The 17174-nt window shown below is 57.1% G+C and carries 18 protein-coding genes; 12 read left to right on the forward strand and 6 right to left on the reverse strand.

What is annotated here, in order from left to right; all coding sequences use genetic code 11:
- Positions 1-78: 78 nt before the first annotated feature.
- The 12 genes from ACQGQ5_RS05915 to ACQGQ5_RS05970 all read left to right on the forward strand — a co-directional run bounded on the left by ACQGQ5_RS05915 (position 79) and on the right by ACQGQ5_RS05970 (position 11192).
- On the forward strand, positions 79-486 hold the full coding sequence (locus ACQGQ5_RS05915) for a winged helix-turn-helix transcriptional regulator (RefSeq protein WP_455735629.1): 408 nt from the start codon (positions 79-81) through the stop codon (positions 484-486).
- A gap of 1 nt (position 487) precedes the next feature.
- Positions 488-1498 carry an L-glyceraldehyde 3-phosphate reductase gene (gene mgrA, locus ACQGQ5_RS05920; RefSeq protein ID WP_455735630.1) on the forward strand — a complete coding sequence of 337 codons (1011 nt, stop codon included), beginning with the start codon at positions 488-490 and terminating at the stop codon, positions 1496-1498.
- A 243-nt stretch (positions 1499-1741) separates the two neighbouring features.
- Complete coding sequence (locus ACQGQ5_RS05925) at positions 1742-4075, forward strand: anaerobic ribonucleoside triphosphate reductase (protein ID WP_455735631.1); 2334 nt, start codon at positions 1742-1744, stop codon at positions 4073-4075.
- A complete protein-coding gene (gene nrdG, locus ACQGQ5_RS05930; protein WP_455735632.1) occupies positions 4065-4586 on the forward strand; it encodes an anaerobic ribonucleoside-triphosphate reductase activating protein in 522 nt (173 codons plus the stop codon). The genes ACQGQ5_RS05925 and nrdG overlap by 11 nt, the downstream gene beginning before the upstream one ends.
- Before the next feature lie 128 nt (positions 4587-4714).
- On the forward strand, positions 4715-5929 hold the full coding sequence (locus ACQGQ5_RS05935; protein ID WP_455735633.1) for a BTAD domain-containing putative transcriptional regulator: 1215 nt from the start codon (positions 4715-4717) through the stop codon (positions 5927-5929).
- A gap of 33 nt (positions 5930-5962) precedes the next feature.
- Positions 5963-7054 (forward strand): transglutaminase domain-containing protein, encoded by a 1092-nt coding sequence (locus tag ACQGQ5_RS05940; protein ID WP_455735634.1) that lies wholly within the window; start codon positions 5963-5965, stop codon positions 7052-7054.
- Positions 7055-7104: 50 nt separating this feature from the next.
- The gene (locus ACQGQ5_RS05945) at positions 7105-8175 is read left to right on the forward strand and encodes a type II secretion system F family protein (protein WP_455735635.1); all 1071 of its coding nucleotides are present in this window, start codon (positions 7105-7107) and stop codon (positions 8173-8175) included.
- Between the two features lie 18 nt (positions 8176-8193).
- On the forward strand, positions 8194-8520 hold the full coding sequence (locus ACQGQ5_RS05950; RefSeq protein ID WP_455735636.1) for a hypothetical protein: 327 nt from the start codon (positions 8194-8196) through the stop codon (positions 8518-8520).
- Between the two features lie 16 nt (positions 8521-8536).
- Positions 8537-9001, forward strand: a complete 465-nt coding sequence (locus ACQGQ5_RS05955) for a DUF4860 domain-containing protein (RefSeq protein ID WP_455735637.1) — start codon at positions 8537-8539, stop codon at positions 8999-9001.
- A gap of 13 nt (positions 9002-9014) precedes the next feature.
- The gene (locus ACQGQ5_RS05960) at positions 9015-9458 is read left to right on the forward strand and encodes a hypothetical protein (RefSeq protein WP_455735638.1); all 444 of its coding nucleotides are present in this window, start codon (positions 9015-9017) and stop codon (positions 9456-9458) included.
- Between the two features lie 12 nt (positions 9459-9470).
- Positions 9471-10088 carry a hypothetical protein gene (locus ACQGQ5_RS05965; protein ID WP_455735639.1) on the forward strand — a complete coding sequence of 206 codons (618 nt, stop codon included), beginning with the start codon at positions 9471-9473 and terminating at the stop codon, positions 10086-10088.
- An 18-nt stretch (positions 10089-10106) separates the two neighbouring features.
- Positions 10107-11192 (forward strand): type IV pilus twitching motility protein PilT, encoded by a 1086-nt coding sequence (locus tag ACQGQ5_RS05970; RefSeq protein ID WP_455735640.1) that lies wholly within the window; start codon positions 10107-10109, stop codon positions 11190-11192.
- A gap of 51 nt (positions 11193-11243) precedes the next feature.
- Here the strand turns inward: ACQGQ5_RS05970 and ACQGQ5_RS05975 are convergent, their stop codons facing one another.
- From ACQGQ5_RS05975 to ACQGQ5_RS06000, 6 genes are all read right to left on the reverse strand, one after another.
- The gene (locus ACQGQ5_RS05975; RefSeq protein ID WP_455735641.1) at positions 11244-12677 is read right to left on the reverse strand and encodes a DUF4340 domain-containing protein; all 1434 of its coding nucleotides are present in this window, start codon (positions 12675-12677) and stop codon (positions 11244-11246) included.
- Position 12678: 1 nt separating this feature from the next.
- Positions 12679-14385, reverse strand: coding sequence for a Gldg family protein (locus ACQGQ5_RS05980; RefSeq protein WP_455735642.1), 1707 nt, complete (start codon positions 14383-14385; stop codon positions 12679-12681).
- Between the two features lie 12 nt (positions 14386-14397).
- Complete coding sequence (locus ACQGQ5_RS05985) at positions 14398-15102, reverse strand: ABC transporter permease subunit (RefSeq protein ID WP_455735643.1); 705 nt, start codon at positions 15100-15102, stop codon at positions 14398-14400.
- A complete protein-coding gene (locus ACQGQ5_RS05990; protein ID WP_455735644.1) occupies positions 15099-16082 on the reverse strand; it encodes an ABC transporter ATP-binding protein in 984 nt (327 codons plus the stop codon). The genes ACQGQ5_RS05985 and ACQGQ5_RS05990 overlap by 4 nt, the downstream gene beginning before the upstream one ends.
- Before the next feature lie 288 nt (positions 16083-16370).
- The gene (locus tag ACQGQ5_RS05995) at positions 16371-16583 is read right to left on the reverse strand and encodes a hypothetical protein (RefSeq protein ID WP_455735645.1); all 213 of its coding nucleotides are present in this window, start codon (positions 16581-16583) and stop codon (positions 16371-16373) included.
- Between the two features lie 10 nt (positions 16584-16593).
- Positions 16594-17139 carry an NUDIX domain-containing protein gene (locus tag ACQGQ5_RS06000; RefSeq protein ID WP_455735646.1) on the reverse strand — a complete coding sequence of 182 codons (546 nt, stop codon included), beginning with the start codon at positions 17137-17139 and terminating at the stop codon, positions 16594-16596.
- Positions 17140-17174 lie beyond the last annotated feature (35 nt).

Genomic DNA, 17174 nt, shown 5'->3' on the forward strand with positions numbered 1-17174 from the left:
GTCTTGAAAATCGGGCGTCTGGAACCCGCGTGGTAAAATTGCGGCTGTGCCGATGATCCGAAGCGTCGGAGGCAGGACATGAAAAAAGACAAGGAAAAGAAAAAGAAGCGCGCAAAGCGCCCGGAGCCAAAGCTGGAGTCTGCGGAAAAAATTCGGGAAGGCGCGGCGGAGGAATCTTCCGAGGATCCTCTTTCGTATGCGCTGGCTGCGGTGGGCGGCAAATGGAAGCTCCGGATTTTATGGGCGCTGCGCGGCGGCGCAAGCCTTCGCTACGGCGAAATCAAACAGCAGATTCCCCCGATCACCGACATGATGCTCAGCCAGAGCCTGCGCGAGCTGACGGCCTCCGGGCTGGTCGTGCGCCAGCAGTTCCAGCAGATTCCGCCGAAGGTGGAGTATCGGATCACCCCCGCCGGAACCGGTCTGATTCCCGCGGTGGAGCTTCTGTGCGCCTGGGCCTCAAAACAAATCAAAGGAGAGAAATAAAATGGAACGATACACCCTGGTTCCCCCCTACACCGCGGAGGAAACGCGTTATACGCAGATGCAGTACCGCCGCTGCGGCAAAAGCGGCCTGAAGCTGAGCGCCGTCTCGCTCGGCTACTGGCACAATTTCGGCACCTACGACCAGTACGAAACCGCCCGCGCGGTCACCCGCCGCGCGTTTGACCTTGGCGTCACCGTTTTTGACCTTGCCAACAACTACGGCCCCCCGGCGGGCAGCGCGGAGGAGACCTTCGGCCGCCTGATGAAGGAGGACATGCACCCCTACCGCGACGAAATGGTCATCACCACCAAAGCGGGCTACACCATGTGGCCCGGCCCATACGGCGATTTCGGCTCCCGCAAGTACCTGCTCGCAAGCCTTGACCAGAGCCTGAAACGGATGGGGCTGGACTATGTGGATATTTTCTATCATCACCGCATGGACCCGGAGACCCCGCTGGAAGAAAGCATGGGCGCGCTCGCGCACGCGGTAAAGAGCGGCAAGGCGCTTTACGCCGGGATTTCGAACTACAGCCCCGATAAGGCGAGGGAAGCCGCTTCCCTTTTAAAGGAGATGGGCGTTCCCTGCCTGATCTGTCAGTCGCGCTACAGCCTGCTGGACAGAAAGGTGGAACAGGACGGGCTGTTTGAGGCGCTTTCCGGCTGCGGCATGGGCGCGACCGCGTTCAGCCCGCTGGCCCAGGGCCTTCTGACCGGAAAATACAACAACGGCATCCCGCAGGATTCCCGCGCGGCGGGAGCTTCCTCTTTGAACAAGGACCGCATTACGCCCGAAACCATCGGGAAAGTCGCCGCGTTCGGCAAGCTGGCGGCACGCCGCGGCCAGACCACCGCGCAGTTCGCCCTTTCGTGGGTGCTGCGCCAGCCGGTGATGACCAGCGTGCTGATCGGCGCCAGCCGCGTTTCCCAGCTGGAAGAGAATGTGGGCGCGCTGAACAATCTGGATTTCTCGGAAGAGGAGCTCCGCGAGATTAACGCGATTCTGCGGTAACGGCAATTCCCTCTGTAAAAATACCGCCCCCCGGAAGGGGGGCTTTTTGCTCCTGATCCCGGCTTTTTCCCACTTGTATCAAAGCGGTACATATAGCGTGATAATTCTGATTATTAAAAATTTAACACCATATATTGTGGAAATTGCCCTTGACAAGTATATGGTATTGCGGTAGAATTCAAAAGTACCCACAGAAAAAAAGGGCAAATTACGGAATTTTTGCTTTGAAAGGACTGTTTCGAAATGGCTGTCAAAATACAGAAGCGCAACGGTGTGGTCGTGGCGTTCGATAAAGAGAAAATTCGCAATGCGATTTATAAAGCCAATCAGGCGGTCGCCGAGGAAGAGATGAGTGCGCCCGTCCTCGGCCGGCTGACGGGCAAGGTGGTCAAATCTTTTCAGGGCGACAGCGTCCCCACCGTCGAGCAGGTACAGGACGCGGTGGAGGAAACCCTGATCGCCGCGGACTACGCCAAAACCGCGAAGGCTTACATCCTTTACCGCGCGGAGCACGCAAAAATCCGCCAGGCCGAGGGCGACCTGATGGACATCTACAAGGAGCTGACCTTCCGCGACGCGAAGGACGTTGATATCAAGCGCGAAAACGCGAACATCGACGCGGACACCGCGATGGGGACCATGCTGAAATACGGCTCCGAAGGTTCCAAATATTTTATCAACAACTACGTCCTTCCGAAGGATATCGCCGCGGCGCATCTTGACGGCGACATCCATATCCACGACGAGGACTTCTATATGCTGACGGAAACCTGCTGCCAGATCGATCTGATCAAGCTGTTCAAGGGCGGCTTCTGCACCGGCCACGGCGCGCTGCGCGAGCCGAACGATATCCGCTCCTACGCCGCGCTGGCCTGTATTGCGATTCAGGCCAACCAGAACGAGATGCACGGCGGGCAGTCCATTCCGAATTTCGATTATTCCCTGGCGCCGGGCGTCGCCAAAACCTTCCGGAAGGCTTATTTCAAAGCGCTTTCCCAGTTTTTCCAGATCGCGAACGGCATGAAGGAAGCGGACGCCGACGCGCTGGTCAAAGCCGTCCGCGCGGATTTGGGCACGGACATCACGCTTTCCTCCGCCGGCCGGTACGGCGCGGCTTTGAAGGCCTATCTTCCGGCGCACCAGACGAAAAACGGCTTTGAGGAAATTTCCGAAGAGGAAGCTGTGCGCGCGCACCGGTACGCCGTAAAGACCGGCACCGCCAACACCGAGTCGGCGACCTACCAGGCGATGGAGGCGCTGATCCACAACCTGAACACCATGAATTCCCGCGCGGGCGCGCAGGTTCCGTTCTCTTCCATCAACTACGGCACCGACACCTCTCCGGAAGCGCGCATGGTCGTCCGCAACCTGCTGAACGCCACCTCCGCCGGACTGGGCGACGGCGAAACGCCGATTTTCCCCGTACAGATTTTCAAGGTAAAGGAAGGCGTCAACTACAACGAGGGCGACCCCAACTACGACCTGTTCCAACTGGCGTGCAAGGTGAGCGCGAAGCGCCTGTTCCCGAATTTCAGCTTTATCGACGCGCCGTTCAACCTTCAGTATTATAAAGAAGGCGACTACAACACGGAAGTGGCCTATATGGGCTGCCGCACCCGCGTCATGGGCAACGTTCACGACAGGACGAAGGAAGTCACCTGCGGGCGCGGAAACCTGAGCTTTACCTCGCTGAACCTTCCCCGCATCGCGATCGAGGCGAAGGGCGACCTCGGGGCTTTCTATGAAATGCTGGACAAACGGATGGACCTCGTCATCCGCCAGCTGATGCACCGCTTCAAAATCCAGTGCTCCAAAAAGGTATACAACTATCCGTTCCTGATGGGGCAGGGCGTCTGGATCGACTCCGAAAAGCTCGACCCGCAGGACAGTGTGGAGGAGGTCCTGAAGCACGGCACCCTGAGCATGGGCTTTATCGGCCTTGCCGAAACGCTGAAAGCGCTGACCGGCAAGCATCACGGGGAAAGCGCGGAAAGCCAGAAGCTCGGCCTTGAAATCGTTTCCTATATGAGAAAGCGGATGGACGACGAATCGGCGAAAACCGGCCTGAACTTCACCCTGCTGGCCACTCCGGCGGAAGGGCTTTCCGGCCGCTTCGTGCGCATTGACCAGAAGAAATACGGCAAGATCCCGGGCGTCACCGACCGCGAATATTACACGAACTCCTTCCACGTGCCCGTCTATTTCCCGATCAAGGCGTTTCGGAAAATCGAACTGGAAGCGCCGTACCACGCGCTGACCAACGCGGGCCACATCAGCTATGTGGAGCTGGACGGCGACACCTGCAAAAATATCGACGCGTTTGAAGCGGTGATCCGCTGCATGAAGGAACACGGCATCGGCTACGGTTCGGTGAACCACCCGGTCGACCGCGACCCGGTCTGCGGCTTCAACGGGATCATCGACAACGAATGCCCCAAGTGCCACCGCACCGAAAACGACGGCGGCCCCAAATTCGAGCGGATCCGCCGGATCACCGGGTATCTGGTCGGCACCACCGACCGCTGGAACAACGCGAAACGCGCGGAGGAGAGGGACAGAGTGAAGCATGGGCTCTAAGCTGAAAATCTGCGGGATCGAGCCTGAGTCGATCGTGGACGGAAGGGGCTTCCGCTACGTGGTGTTTACACAGGGCTGCCCCCACCGCTGCCCCGGCTGCCACAACCCGCAGTCCCACGATTTTAACGGCGGAAGATGGGCGGACATCGACGACCTGTTCGCCGAAATCTGTGAAAACCCGCTCCTGAAGGGCGTGACCTTCAGCGGAGGGGAACCTTTTTCCCAGCCGAAGCCGCTGGCGGAGCTGGCCGGGCGGATCCACGAAAGGAAGCTGGACCTGACCGTTTTTACGGGCTATACCTATGAGGAGCTCTGCGCGCGGCACGACCCGGACACCGACGCGCTGCTGCGGGAAACCGACGTGCTGATCGACGGGCCGTTCCTGCGGGAGCAGAGGGACCTGACCCTTGTGTTCCGGGGAAGCCGGAACCAGCGCGTCATCGATATGAAGCGAACGAGAGAAACCGGCGCGATCGTGCTGGATGAAGTCGAAAAAGAAGCGTTCTCCTGACGGAGAATGCTTCTTTTTTGTAAAAATATAGGTTTTCCTGTATCAAATTTTCCTTGTCAATTTGATTTCCATGTGTTACCATAATCATATATATTCCGGTTTATCTTTTCGGAAAGGGATGAGTGCTTATGCGGCCCGACGTCGCTTTACAGGAACAGATTCAGGTCAAAATGCTGGGCGAATTTTCCATCACCATCAACGGCAATCAGCTTACCAACTTGAAAGGCCGCACCAAAAGGGTGTGGATGCTGATCCAATACCTGATCGCGAACCGGCATAAGGAGAATTCCACCGAAAAGCTGGTGGAGGTACTGTGGCCGGACAATCAATGCAACGACCCGCTGAACGCTCTGAAAAACCTCGTTTACCGGGCCCGGGAGCTTTTAAAGGGCCTTTCGGGAAACGACAAGGCGGAATACATTCAGTATATCCACAATACCTATGCGTGGAACAACAGTTATTCCTGCCTGATCGACACGGAACAGTTCACGGAGTTTTACAGGCGGGGGAACGACGTTTCCAAAACGCCGGAGGAACGGGTACAGGCGTTTCAGGACGCCCTGCAGCTTTACTGCGGGGAGTTCCTGCCCAAATCGGCTTACGGCAACTGGGTGATTTCCGCCGGCGCGTACTACGCGAACCTTTACAATCAGTGCGTGCTGCGCTGCTGCGGGCTGCTGATCGATCTCCGCCGTTTCGACGAGGTGACCCAAATTTGTGAAAACGCGCTCGTTTATTCCCCGCTTGAGGAATCCATCCACAAGATGCTTCTGTTCGCCTACCTTTCCACCGGCCAGCGCAACAAGGCGCTGGACCACTACAACCATGTGATCGACCTGTTTTACAGGGAGCTGGGCGTGGATATCTCCGAATCCATGCGCGCGCTGTATAAGCAGCTGGTCAACAGCATCAACAACGTGGAAATGGACCTGGGCGTCATTAAGAACGACCTGAAAGAAGCTTCCGCCGTGGAAGGCGCATACTACTGCGATTACGACGTATTCAAATCCATCTACCGGATCCAGGCGCGCTCGGTGGCGCGCACCGGGGGCTCGGTCTTTATTGTTCTGTTCACCGTCAGCGGTCCGGACGGCGAGCTGCCGAAGCCGCGGGTCGCCAAGCTGGCTTCCGAGCGGCTGAAAGCCACGATTATGGACAGCCTGCGCAAGGGGGACACGGTCGCTTCCTACAGCGCCACACAGTTTATCGTGATGCTGCCCCTCATCAGCTATGAGAACGCGGAAATGGTGGTGGACCGTATCCTGCAGAAATTCCGTTTCCGGTACCGCAGGGACAACGTGAAAATTTCCACCAGAATCAACGCGCTCGATTCAGCGGAGTAAACGATTTGAAACCGGGCTGAGGGGAGGGACGACATGCGGAAATACAAATCCATATTCCTTGTGTTTTTGCTCGCGTTTCTGCTGTCCGCCTGTGCCGGGCAATCCCCCGGCAGCGCTCCGGCGCCGGTTTCTTCCTCCGTAAGTTTTCCCGCGGAGTCCGGCGCCGTTTCGGTTCCGTCTTCCTCACGGGACATTTCCTCCGGGGAAGCTTCCTCTTCCGGGGACGGTTCCCCTTCAGCCGCGGAATCCTCCTCCGTACCGTCGGAACCGGCTTCCTCTTCCAGGCAGGGTCTTGTTTCCAAAGTCCTGAACTCCTCTTCCGAAACGGTCGTAATGAGTTCGTCCCTGCCGCCCAAGGCGGCCCCGGTCCCCGCCGCAAAGCCGCTGCCCGCCGTCACGGCGAAGATGCCGCAGGCCCCCGGCACGGAGGTTTTCAGCAAAAGCGGCGCTTCGGTCGATTACAGCAACGCCGGGCAGGGCTACGTCATGGTGCGCTACAGCGGTTCCTCGGTCATCAAGGTATTGGTCTATTTCAACGGCAGTTCCTCCTATTACCAGTACAACCTTGCGGGGGACGGCGCTTATGTCGCCCTTCCCCTGCAGAGCGGCAGCGGCGCCTATAAAGTGCGGTTCATGGAAAATGTTTCGGGGAACAGCTACGCCGAGCTTTGCTCCACGGAGCTGAGCGCTTCCGTTTCGGGCTGGGGGTATACGCTTTACCCCAACCAGTACGTCAGCTACGGCGCTTCCTCCGCGGCGGCGGCCAAGGCGAAAAGCCTTTGCGCTTCGGCCGCCGGCAACGAGCAGAAGGTCGCTGCCATTTATCAATTTATTACCTCGACCATCAAGTACGATTATCAAAAGGCAGGCAGCGTAAAGGCGGGCTATCTGCCCAACGTGGACAGCACGCTGTCCGCCAAAACGGGCATCTGCTTCGACTACGCGGCGCTGATGGCCGCCATGTGCCGCGCGCAGGGAATCCCGACGCGGCTGATCGTCGGCAGCACCAGCGTGGGATACCACGCCTGGAACGAAATTTATCTGGACGGGTGGAAGCGCTACGATTCCACTTTTGCCGCGGCCGGACAGTCCGCCGGAACCTATACGGCGGAAAAATACTATTAACGGCGGGGAATCGGAACAAAAAAGCCAATAGGCGGTTTGGAGGATGAACCATGGATCAAAACCCGGCTGTCAGCCAGCGTAAAACAAAGCCTCTTTCCTCGGGCGACGTTTCTCTTTTCTGTTCCCAGGTGGTTCTTCTGCTGCGGGCGGGAATCCCCCTGCGGGAGGGCATCGGCACGATCAGCGAAAATATTGCGGATGAAAAGGGCCGGGAGCTGATCCACCGGATTCAGGCGGCGGTGGAACAGAACGGCTCGCTGTATCTTGCGCTGAACGGCACCGGCGCTTTTCCGAAATACATGGTCAACATGGTGAATATCGGCGAGAAGGCGGGCAACCTCGACAATGTGATGGAGGCTTTGGCCCTCTACTACGAACGCGACGACAGGCTGCGCAGCTCCGTGCGCAGCGCGCTTCTGTATCCGCTGATCCTTGTCCTGATGATGGCGGCGGTCGTTTCCGTGCTGGTCATCAGGGTCCTTCCTGTTTTCAACGAGGTTTTTCTGGACATGGGCAGCGACGTTTCCGACGCGGCCGCCGCCGTGATGCGCGCGGGCAGCGTGATCGGCAGCTGGGCGCTGGCCCTGATTTTCCTGCTTTTCCTATTCCTTCTGGCCGCGCTGATCCTATATAAAACGGAAAAGGGATACCGGTGGATGACCGGCTTTTTAAGCAATTTCCCGCCGACAAGGCGGCTTTCGGAAAAAATCGCGCTGGCACGCTTCGCGTCGGCCGTTTCCATGCTGCTTTCCAGCGGATACGATACCGAACAGGCGCTGGGGCTGGTTCCCGGCATTCTGAGCAGCCGGGCGGTCGCCGAAAAGGTGGACCGCTGCCGCACGCTGATGAGCGCCGGCTCCTCCTTTACACAGGCGCTGAGCGAAGCGGATATTTTTCCCGGCATCTATTCGGGCATGGTGCGCATCGGCTGCAAAACCGGCAGCCTTGATTCCGTGATGCGCCATCTGGCGGAGATTTACAGCGAGGACGCGGACGAATCCGTCAGCCGCGCGGTTTCCGTGATAGAGCCCGCCATGGTCGCGGCGCTGTCGATCATTATCGGCGCGATCCTGCTTTCCGTCATGCTTCCGCTGATGGGAATCATGTCGTCGATCGGTTAGGGGAAAGGGGGCGATCGCTTGCGGCTTTACAAAAAGAAATTCGCTTACAGGGACCTTTTGCTTTCCGTCCTTCTCTTCTGCGCTTTGCTGTCCCTTTTCTGGTCCGGCCTGAGCGGCGCCCTTCGCGCGAACAGTGAGGAAAAGCTGCGCGTGACCCGCGCGGCCGTACAGAAGGCCATTGTCAACTGCTACGCGGTGGAGGGGTTTTATCCCCCGGATATTCAATATCTGGAAGACCACTACGGAATTGAAATCGACCACGGCAAATACGTCGTCCAGTATGAAACGGCGGGCAGCAACATCATGCCCTCGGTACAGGTGCTGGAGAAGGGCGCCGAATCTTAACGGGGAGGGATCCAGCTTGAACAGTAAAAATACCCATTCCGTCCACACCGTTTTCATCCTGCTGATTTTTTGCCTGTTCGCGGTCTGTTCCCTGTTTCTGGTGCTGATCGGGGCAAACGTTTACCGCGGGATCGTGGGGAAAATGGACAGCAACAATGAAACGCGCGCCACCCTTTCCTATGTGACCAATAAGGTCCACTCGGCGGACAGCCGCGACATTTCCGTGGAGACCCTGGACGGGCGGCAGACGCTGGTGATCCGCTCCGATCTCAGCGGACGGGAGTACAAGACCTACATTTACTATTACGACGATTATCTGATGGAATATTTCACAGGCGCTGAAAACGGCTTCAGCGCGGGCAGCGGCGACAGGATTACGCCGGTGTCCTCCTTTTCCATGGAGAAAGACGGGAACCGGCTGAACCTTTCGGTCAGCGGCGAAAACAGCCGCGCGCTCGCGCTCAGCCTTTCCCTTACATAAAGCAGGTGATGGAATGAAACGGAACGCGGTACAGGTCAACAGCTTTTTTGTGGAGATCATTCTGGTCATCCTGTTTTTCGCCGTTTCCGCCACGGTGACCCTGCAGCTTTTTGTGCAGGCCGACAACCGCGCGCGGCAGAGCAGCGACCTGAGCGTCGCGGTGATTCAGGCGGAAAATATCGCGGAGCAGGTCCGTTCCCTCTCTTCGCCCGACCAGCTGCCCGAGGCGCTGAAAACCGCAGAACAGGACAACGGCGGAAGCTACCGCATCCTTTACGGCCGCGACTGGAAGCAGACGGATACCGACCCGCGCTACGTTGCCGACGTCACCCTGAAAAAAACGCCCTCCGCCGGAGGGACCATGGTCAGCGTGAGCGTTTCCGTCAGCCGCCGCCAGAGCGGCGGTGACAAGCGTATTTATTCGCTGAGCTCCGCAAAATATCTGCCCGAAAGCTGAGGAGGTGCCCGTGTGAGAAGAAAAGGAAATTTTCATCTGGGTGTGGGCGCGTCCTCCATCCTGATGATTTTTGTCGTGCTCTGCCTGACCACCTTTGGCGTCCTTTCCTACGTGACCGCGAACGCGGACAACAGGATTTCCACCAAAAACGCGGAAACGGTTGAAAACTACTACGCCGCAGCCGCTATTGCGGAGCAGAAGCTCCAGAAAATAGACGAAACGCTTCTGAGCGCAAGGAAAGACGCCGCGAAAGCTGCGGATGGAATCTCCCTTACGCAGTTAAGTGAATACGATCAGTATAAAAATGGTTCCGAATTACAATCAGTAACGGAAATTCTGGCGGGCGGCGCGTCTGCGGAGCGGAAAAAGGCCGTTTGCTACCGCAGCTTTGCCCGGATGCTGCTCGCCGGCTTGGACGGGGTCACGGTGGAATCCTCCGACGGGGATTCGCTGAACGTTCGCTTTCTGGCCGACGCGGGCGCGGGCAGGCAGATCGAAACGCGGCTGGCCGTCGGCGCCTTTGACGACGCGGAGCGGTACCGGATTACGGAAAGAAAACTGACGCCCCAGGCGCCTGAAAGCGGCGGCGGCGATACGCTGGAGCTTTGGCAGGGCAACAGCGCCCAATAAGCGCAACGGAGTGATTGCATGGAATTTAATATTATTGAAATCCTGAAAAGGGCCGTGGAGGAGAACGTATCGGATATTTTTATCATATCGGGCTGCCCCCTTTCCTTTAAGACGAGCGACCGCATCCATCCGGTGGGCATCGACGGCCTTAATTCCTACCGGCTGAAGCCGGAGGACACGAAAAAATGCATTGAGGAAATCTATTCGCTCGGCAGCGGCCGGGACATTCAGCCGTTTCTGAGAAGCGGCGACGACGATTTTTCCTTTTCCATAGAGGGCTTGTGCCGCTTCCGCTGCAACACCTATCTGCAGCGGGGGTCCATGGCCGCGGTGCTGAGGGTGGTCGCTTTCCGGCTGCCCGACCCCAAGGTCCTGCACATTCCCGATACGGTGATCGATTTAAACAAAATCAAAAAAGGCCTTGTGCTGATTACCGGCTCGGCAGGCAGCGGAAAGTCCACCACGCTCGCGTGCATTATCGATAAGATCAACCATACGCGAAACAGCCACATCATCACCATAGAGGACCCGATCGAATACCTGCACCGCCACGACAAAAGCATCGTGAGCCAGCGCGAGCTCGCCCACGACACCCGAAGCTATGTGCGGGCGCTGCGCGCCGCCCTGCGGCAGGCGCCCGACGTCATTCTGCTGGGGGAAATGCGCGACTATGAAACGATTACCACCGCGATGACCGCGGCGGAAACCGGCCAGCTGGTGCTTTCCACCCTGCACACGGTGGGTGCGGCCAACACCATCGACCGGATTATCGACGTGTTCCCGCCCAACCAGCAGCAGCAGATCCGCGTGCAGCTTTCCATGGTGCTGCAGGCGGTGGTTTCCCAGCAGCTGATTCCCACGCTGGACGGCGGGCTGATCCCCGCGTTTGAGATCATGCTGGTCAATCCGGCCATCCGCAACCTGATCCGCGAATCCAAGGTGCATCAGATCGACAACACCATTTATTCGTGCGGGTGCGAGGGCATGGTGGCCATGGACCTGGATCTGCTCCGGCTTTACCGGGAAAGAAAAATCTCCCGGGAAAACGCGCTGATCTACGCCGCAAACCCGGAGACCTTAAAAAAGAAGCTGGGAAATGAATGAATAGGGAGCTGCCGCAAAACTTTCGTTTTGCGGCAGCCCCTTTTTCTATCTTTATTCTCCGTCCTGCAGCGTTTTCGCGCCGGTCAAAATTTTCTGAACGTCGTCCTGCGTTACGATCCCATACACCGCGCCGTTCACCACCGCGGTGTAAAGCCGGTCTCCGGTCCTGTAAAACGCGGCCGTGTCCGTCCCGCTTTTGTCAAAATAGGTATATTCCAGCTTCAGTTCCGGAGTGCCAGCTGGCGCAGCGTCCGCCGCTTCCAGAAGCTGGATTTCCGTGGCCTGCTGGAAATACGCGGTATAGTTTTTCTCATAGTTCAGCTTTTTCCCGCCGGTTCCGGTGACCGCATAGGCGTATTCGGTTTTATCCTGGGTGGATTTCGTTTCATCCTTGGTTCTGGCGACGGCAAAGGTTAGGGCCGTGCCGCCCGCCGTCACGGAAAGCGATTTTACCGCCGTGATGTCGGGCTTGAGGATGTCCTTGCTGCGGAGCGCGAACGCGTCCGCGCTGACCCACGCGTCAAGGCTTTCCGCCTTGACCAGATAGACCGCGTCCACCTTGTCAAGCTTTACATAATAGGAGGAGTCCTTTTTCGCGCCGACCAGAAGCCGATAGCTTTCCTTGTTTACCGTAAAATCGGCAATTGCGAAGGGTGCGTCAAGCCCGTAGTTTTTCAGCGCCGCGGCGTCGGGATTCACGGCCTCGACGGAGTCCGCGGTCAGGTCCGTCAGCGCCGACTCAACCGCGCTGAGCTTTTCGGTGTCCGTGGGCGCGCTGACCGGGGAGGTAATCACGCTCTCTGTCCCGCTCTTCTCCACGGTGACGGGCTGCGGAAAATTCGTGCCGCTCAGCGTTATTTTTGTAAAGTCGTTCACGCCGCTGCTGCTGGTAACCGCCATCACGGTCTTACTGACGAAATAGGTCCTGCTTTCCAGAATCCCGCTGTCAATGCTGACGATATACACGTTGTCGGAATTTTCGCCACACATATAGTACGCGCTGCTGTCCGTGGCGGAGGGATTCCCGATTTTATAATTATAGGTGCTTCCATCCTTGAAAGCGACTTCCACGGTGGCCTGTGGGTCCTTCAGCCCGAATTCGCCCAGGTCGCTGACAATCCCAAGATTTTTGGTGGCGACAAGGCTGAACCCGTTCTGCACAACCTGAGAGGCGGCGGCGCTGTTGATCGGCACGCCGCCGAGCTCTTTGACCAGATAGGTGATTTCCGCCGCGGTGCCGGAGGCGGCGGACGAAGCGGTATCCGATTTTTCAACCGGGACGAGCGTATAACCGCCTTTTTTATTTTTTACGGACATGGAGACGATATCCTGGCTCGTTTTGGAGACAAGCTCGATGGTCGAAGCGGAAGTCTCGGAAGAAGAGGTATCCTGTTTATCCCCCGTCGTCAGCAGGACGGCGGCCACTCCGCCGAGCACCACGATACAGCCGGCGACAATTGCCAGATTTCTTGTGCTGGTTTTCATCTTACAGGCGCCTCCTCTTGCGGTACACACAAACGCCGGCAATGGCTACGAGCAATGGGATCAGCAGGGTAAACACGCCGATGCCGAGCAGGACGCTCATTTCGGCGCTCAGGGTAATATCGGAAACATTGGTCTGTACGGAGGTTTGCGTAATGGCGGTGGCGGAATTGGTGGTGCCGGTCGCGTAGCGGGAAAGGTCGACCACGTATTTCGCGTTGCCAAAGGTGCTTGCGCCCAGGATCTCCCCGGCAAACATGGTGGTGCTGCCCAGCGCGATCACATTCGCCTTGTATTCCTTCGCCCCGGCCTGCACCTTATCCTGTGAAAGCACCGCCGTATTATATGCGGTTTTCTGCGGAGTATCGTCCGCCTTGGTGTTGTTGTCCACTAAATAGCAGGAATCGTTGGACTTCGCCAGCGAGTAAGTCGTTTTGGTCCCTCTGGTTTCAAACAGAAGATTGACCGGGTTGGACTGCGGGGTGGTAAAGTAACCGTAATCCGACTGTCCGCCCAGGCTCAGCCCCGTCTGCACGGTGGAAAGAATATAGCTTGGGTCGTCGGTATAGTATTTGCTCTGGTCGCTTTCCACAACCACGGCCTGAGGCACCTCGATGCCCCATTCCTTCAGGAAAGCGGCGAGCTTCGGCATGGCCTGCTGGCTGGGATGGAAGGTAATCAGCAGGGAACGGTCGCCCGGGATTGCGGCGCTGCTCAGGAAGGTATCCAGCCTTTTCAGCTCCGCGTCGGTATAGTCGGTGGCGGGGCAGCCCAGAACCACCAGACGGGTATTGTCGGGAATCGCGTCCGTCAGCAGGTTGAAATCCTTCGTTTCAAAGCTGTTGTTTTCCAGCAGCTTTTTATAGGTGGCCGTTTCCAGCTGCTCGCTGTGGCCCGTGTCGAACGAGGCGATCGCGACGGTGTCCGCGATCACGGAGTTGAGGGCGGAAGCAAGCGCGCTGTCCACCATGGAATAGGTTTCCGTCGACACGCCGTCCGCGCCGTACTGCACGTTGAACAGGTCGGTGTAGGCGAGCACGCGGTAGCGTTTGTCCGTCTTGACCAGCACGTCGCCCGCGGTCAGATTGTCGTTTTTATAGGTGCTTGCGAAGGTCGGATTCTTATCAAGGTCCATATACTCCACCTTGATATTGGTATTTTTCTCGGCGATTTTCTCGGCGAGCTCCCCGACCTGGCTGTACTTGATGCCGTATTCCGACAGAAGCTGGTCTCCCTTTGTCTGCGCCTGTGTCGCCATAATATAGATGGTGGCCGGCACGTTCACCTTGGAGACGATTTCCGCCGCCTGAGCGGAGAGGGTATTCACTTTATTTTTTGTCAGGTCCAGATTCATGGACGGGTACCGCTGCGCCAGCACGCTTACGATCACATTGATAAGAATGACGACGATCAGGAACCCGGCGGTAAACGCGGTGGAAATTCCGCCGCGGCGGAATTTTGTGCTTTTCGTGTACGCGCCGACCTTTTCGGTCAATCTGCCTTTTTTCTTCTTTTCTTCCGGCTCTTCCGGCGTATTGGCGGCGTCGGTCTCTTCCGTTTCGGAGCCAATGTTCTCTTCCGCAAAATCCCCGGCGGGTTCCTTTCCGGCGGGTTCCCCGGCGGCAGGCTCCGTCTGTTCCGCCGCGGCCTCTTCGGCGGCTTCGGTTTTCGGAGTGGTCTTTTCTGTTTCGTGATTGTTATCCCTGTTCATTTTCATACCCCCTTAGCTCCATCTTCTGCTTTCAAGCTTGCGGGCGGTCAGAAAAATAAAGACCGCGATCACGCTGAGGAAAAAGACAATGCTTGAAAGATCAAAAATTCCTTTGGTAAACGGCTGGTACCGCGTGTTGAAGGACAGCCAGCCGATCAACTTGACCGCGGCCGGATTGCTGACAAGGCCGGTAAGCTGATCCACGACCAGAAGAAGGATGGAAATGCCGAACGTGCCGATGGCGGCGACGATCTGGCTTTGCGTCAGCGAGGAAATAAAGATGCCGATGGAGATCATGGCCGCGCCGTACAGCAGGGACCCGAAAAAGTTCCCGAAAATCAGCGCCCATTCCGGCGCGGAAAACAGCCCGATCACGGCCACGGGAATCAAGGTGCCGACCATGGCGATGGCGTAAACGGCCAGCGCGGCCAGAAATTTGCCCGCCACAATGGAGGTGACGCCCACCGGCGCGGTCAGAAGCGCCTGATCGGTGCGGTTGCGCATTTCCTCACTGAAGCTGCGCATGGTGATGATCGGAATAATCATCATGCTCCAGATAAACATGGTGGCGTATACGCTGGAAATATAGGAGGAGGAACGCAGCATCAGCACCTGGAAGAAATAATATCCGTACAGCGCCAGAATCATGGCGACACAGACATAGCCGATGGGAGAGGTGAAATACGCCTTCAGCTCCCGTTTCGTAATCGCTCTCATTCTTCTTCCTCCCCTTCCGTTATCGTTTCAGCGGCGGCGTCCCTCGTATAGGCCGCGCTGGTCAGGCGCAGAAACACGTCCTCCAACGAAAGCCCGGTGTTGGACATGGACAGAATCGGGTAATTTTTCGCCGCGGCCGCGCGGAAAAGCTCCCGGCGCACATCGCGGCCGTCGCGGGCCTCTACCTCGTACTCGAAAACGCCCGGCTCCTTTTCGCCGCAGCTCTGCACGGTTTCCACAAACTTGACGGATTTCAGGGCATTTCTGACGTCGGTCTCATTTCCCTCTATCCGGACGATCAGCTTATGGTCGGCGCTCAGGCTTTGGGAAAGGCTTTCCGGCGTGCCGTCCGCGACCAGCGTTCCCTTATTGATAATGATGATGCGCTCACAGACCGCCTGGATTTCCGGCAGAATGTGGGAGCTTAAAATAATCGTATGTTTTTTGCCCAGATTGTGAATCAGGTTGCGGATTTCGATAATCTGCTTGGGGTCAAGCCCGACGGTGGGCTCGTCTAAGATCAGAACAGGGGGATTGCCCAAAAGCGCCTGCGCAAAACCGACGCGCTGTTTGTAGCCCTTGCTCAGATTATTGATCAGGCGGTGGTACACCTCGTTGATTTTCACCAGCGTACAGATTTCCCTGATATGCTTTTCGCGCGGGAGCGTGACTTTTTTCAGGTCAAAAAGGAAATCAAGATATTCCTTCACCGTCATATCCGGGTAAAGCGGCGGCATTTCGGGCATATAGCCGATCAGCTTTTTCACTTCATTGGGATTGTCCAGCGTGTTGTACCCGCCGACCGTGACCGAGCCGGAGCTGGCCGACAGATAGCCGGTAATAATGTTCATGGTGGTTGACTTCCCCGCGCCGTTCGGCCCCAAAAAACCGACGACGGTTCCTTCTTCGACCGAGAAGCTGATGTTGTTCAAAGCGACGTTCTGACCGTAGCGCTTTGAGAGGTTTTTCACCTCAATCATGCAGATCCCTCCTGATGTTTCCATTATTTTCATGACCGATGCAAAAGCGGGTTGCTGTCCGACTCCCGCAAAAGGGCGCCGGAAAGCGAAAGTGCGGCTTTTTCGTCAATCTGAGGCGGACAGCCCGCTGGAACGCCATTTTATTGTAGCAATTCGGCGCGGCGGGAATGTAAACTTTTTTTGAATGATTCCATTCTATTTTATAAACTTTATGTGATGGTTCTGTGAAAAGAGTCGGGAAATAAAAGAAAAGAGCCGCCCCGGGGACCGCGGCTCCCGGACGGCAATTCATCTTTTCTGTTCTTCCCCGCTTTTCCTGCTTTTCAGCCGGCGCAGGGCTTCGGGCGCGTACGCTACGATCAGCCCGATCCCAAGGCCGACGGGCAGCCAGCTTCCCTGTGGGTTTCCGATGGCGAAAAACAGGGAGGCGGCCCAAAGACCCAGATACATCATAAGACGTTTTTTCGGCTCGCTCAACTCAGCGGGCTTTTTCTTTTTCATGGCGCACCTCTCAGATTTTTCCGTCCTTCAAAAGCCGCGCGGTTTTTAAAACCAGCACCTGCGTTTTAGAATCGGGGATTTCCCCGTTCATCACCATGCGCACCGCTTCGTCCACCGGGATTTTTTCCGTCTCCAGAAACTCGTCCTCGTCAAACTGCGTCTTGCCGGAGGTTTCCAGACGGCAGGCGTACAGATAAATGATCTCGTTGGAATAACCGGGGGAGGGATAAAGCTTTCCCATGTCGATATAGCGGGAGCCGGTGGTTCCGGTTTCCTCAAGCTGCTCGCGCTTCATCGCCTCAAACGGATCCTCGCCGGGTTCCAGCTTGCCCGCCGGCGTTTCCAGAACGACCTCTTTATAGGGATAACGGAACTGGCGCACAAACAGAATTTCGTTCCTTTCCGTCAGCACGGCGACGCTGACCCCGCCCGGGTGGTCGACGCACTCCCGGGTGGAGGTTCTGCCGTTAATCAGCTCCACCTTATCCACATGAAATTTGAGGATTCTTCCTTCATAGAGATCGTTCCTGCTCAGGGTCTTTTCGTTGAATTCCATCGTTTTCTCCCTGTTCTCATTATTCTGATCATGAA

Source organism: Caproiciproducens sp., from assembly GCF_053840905.1.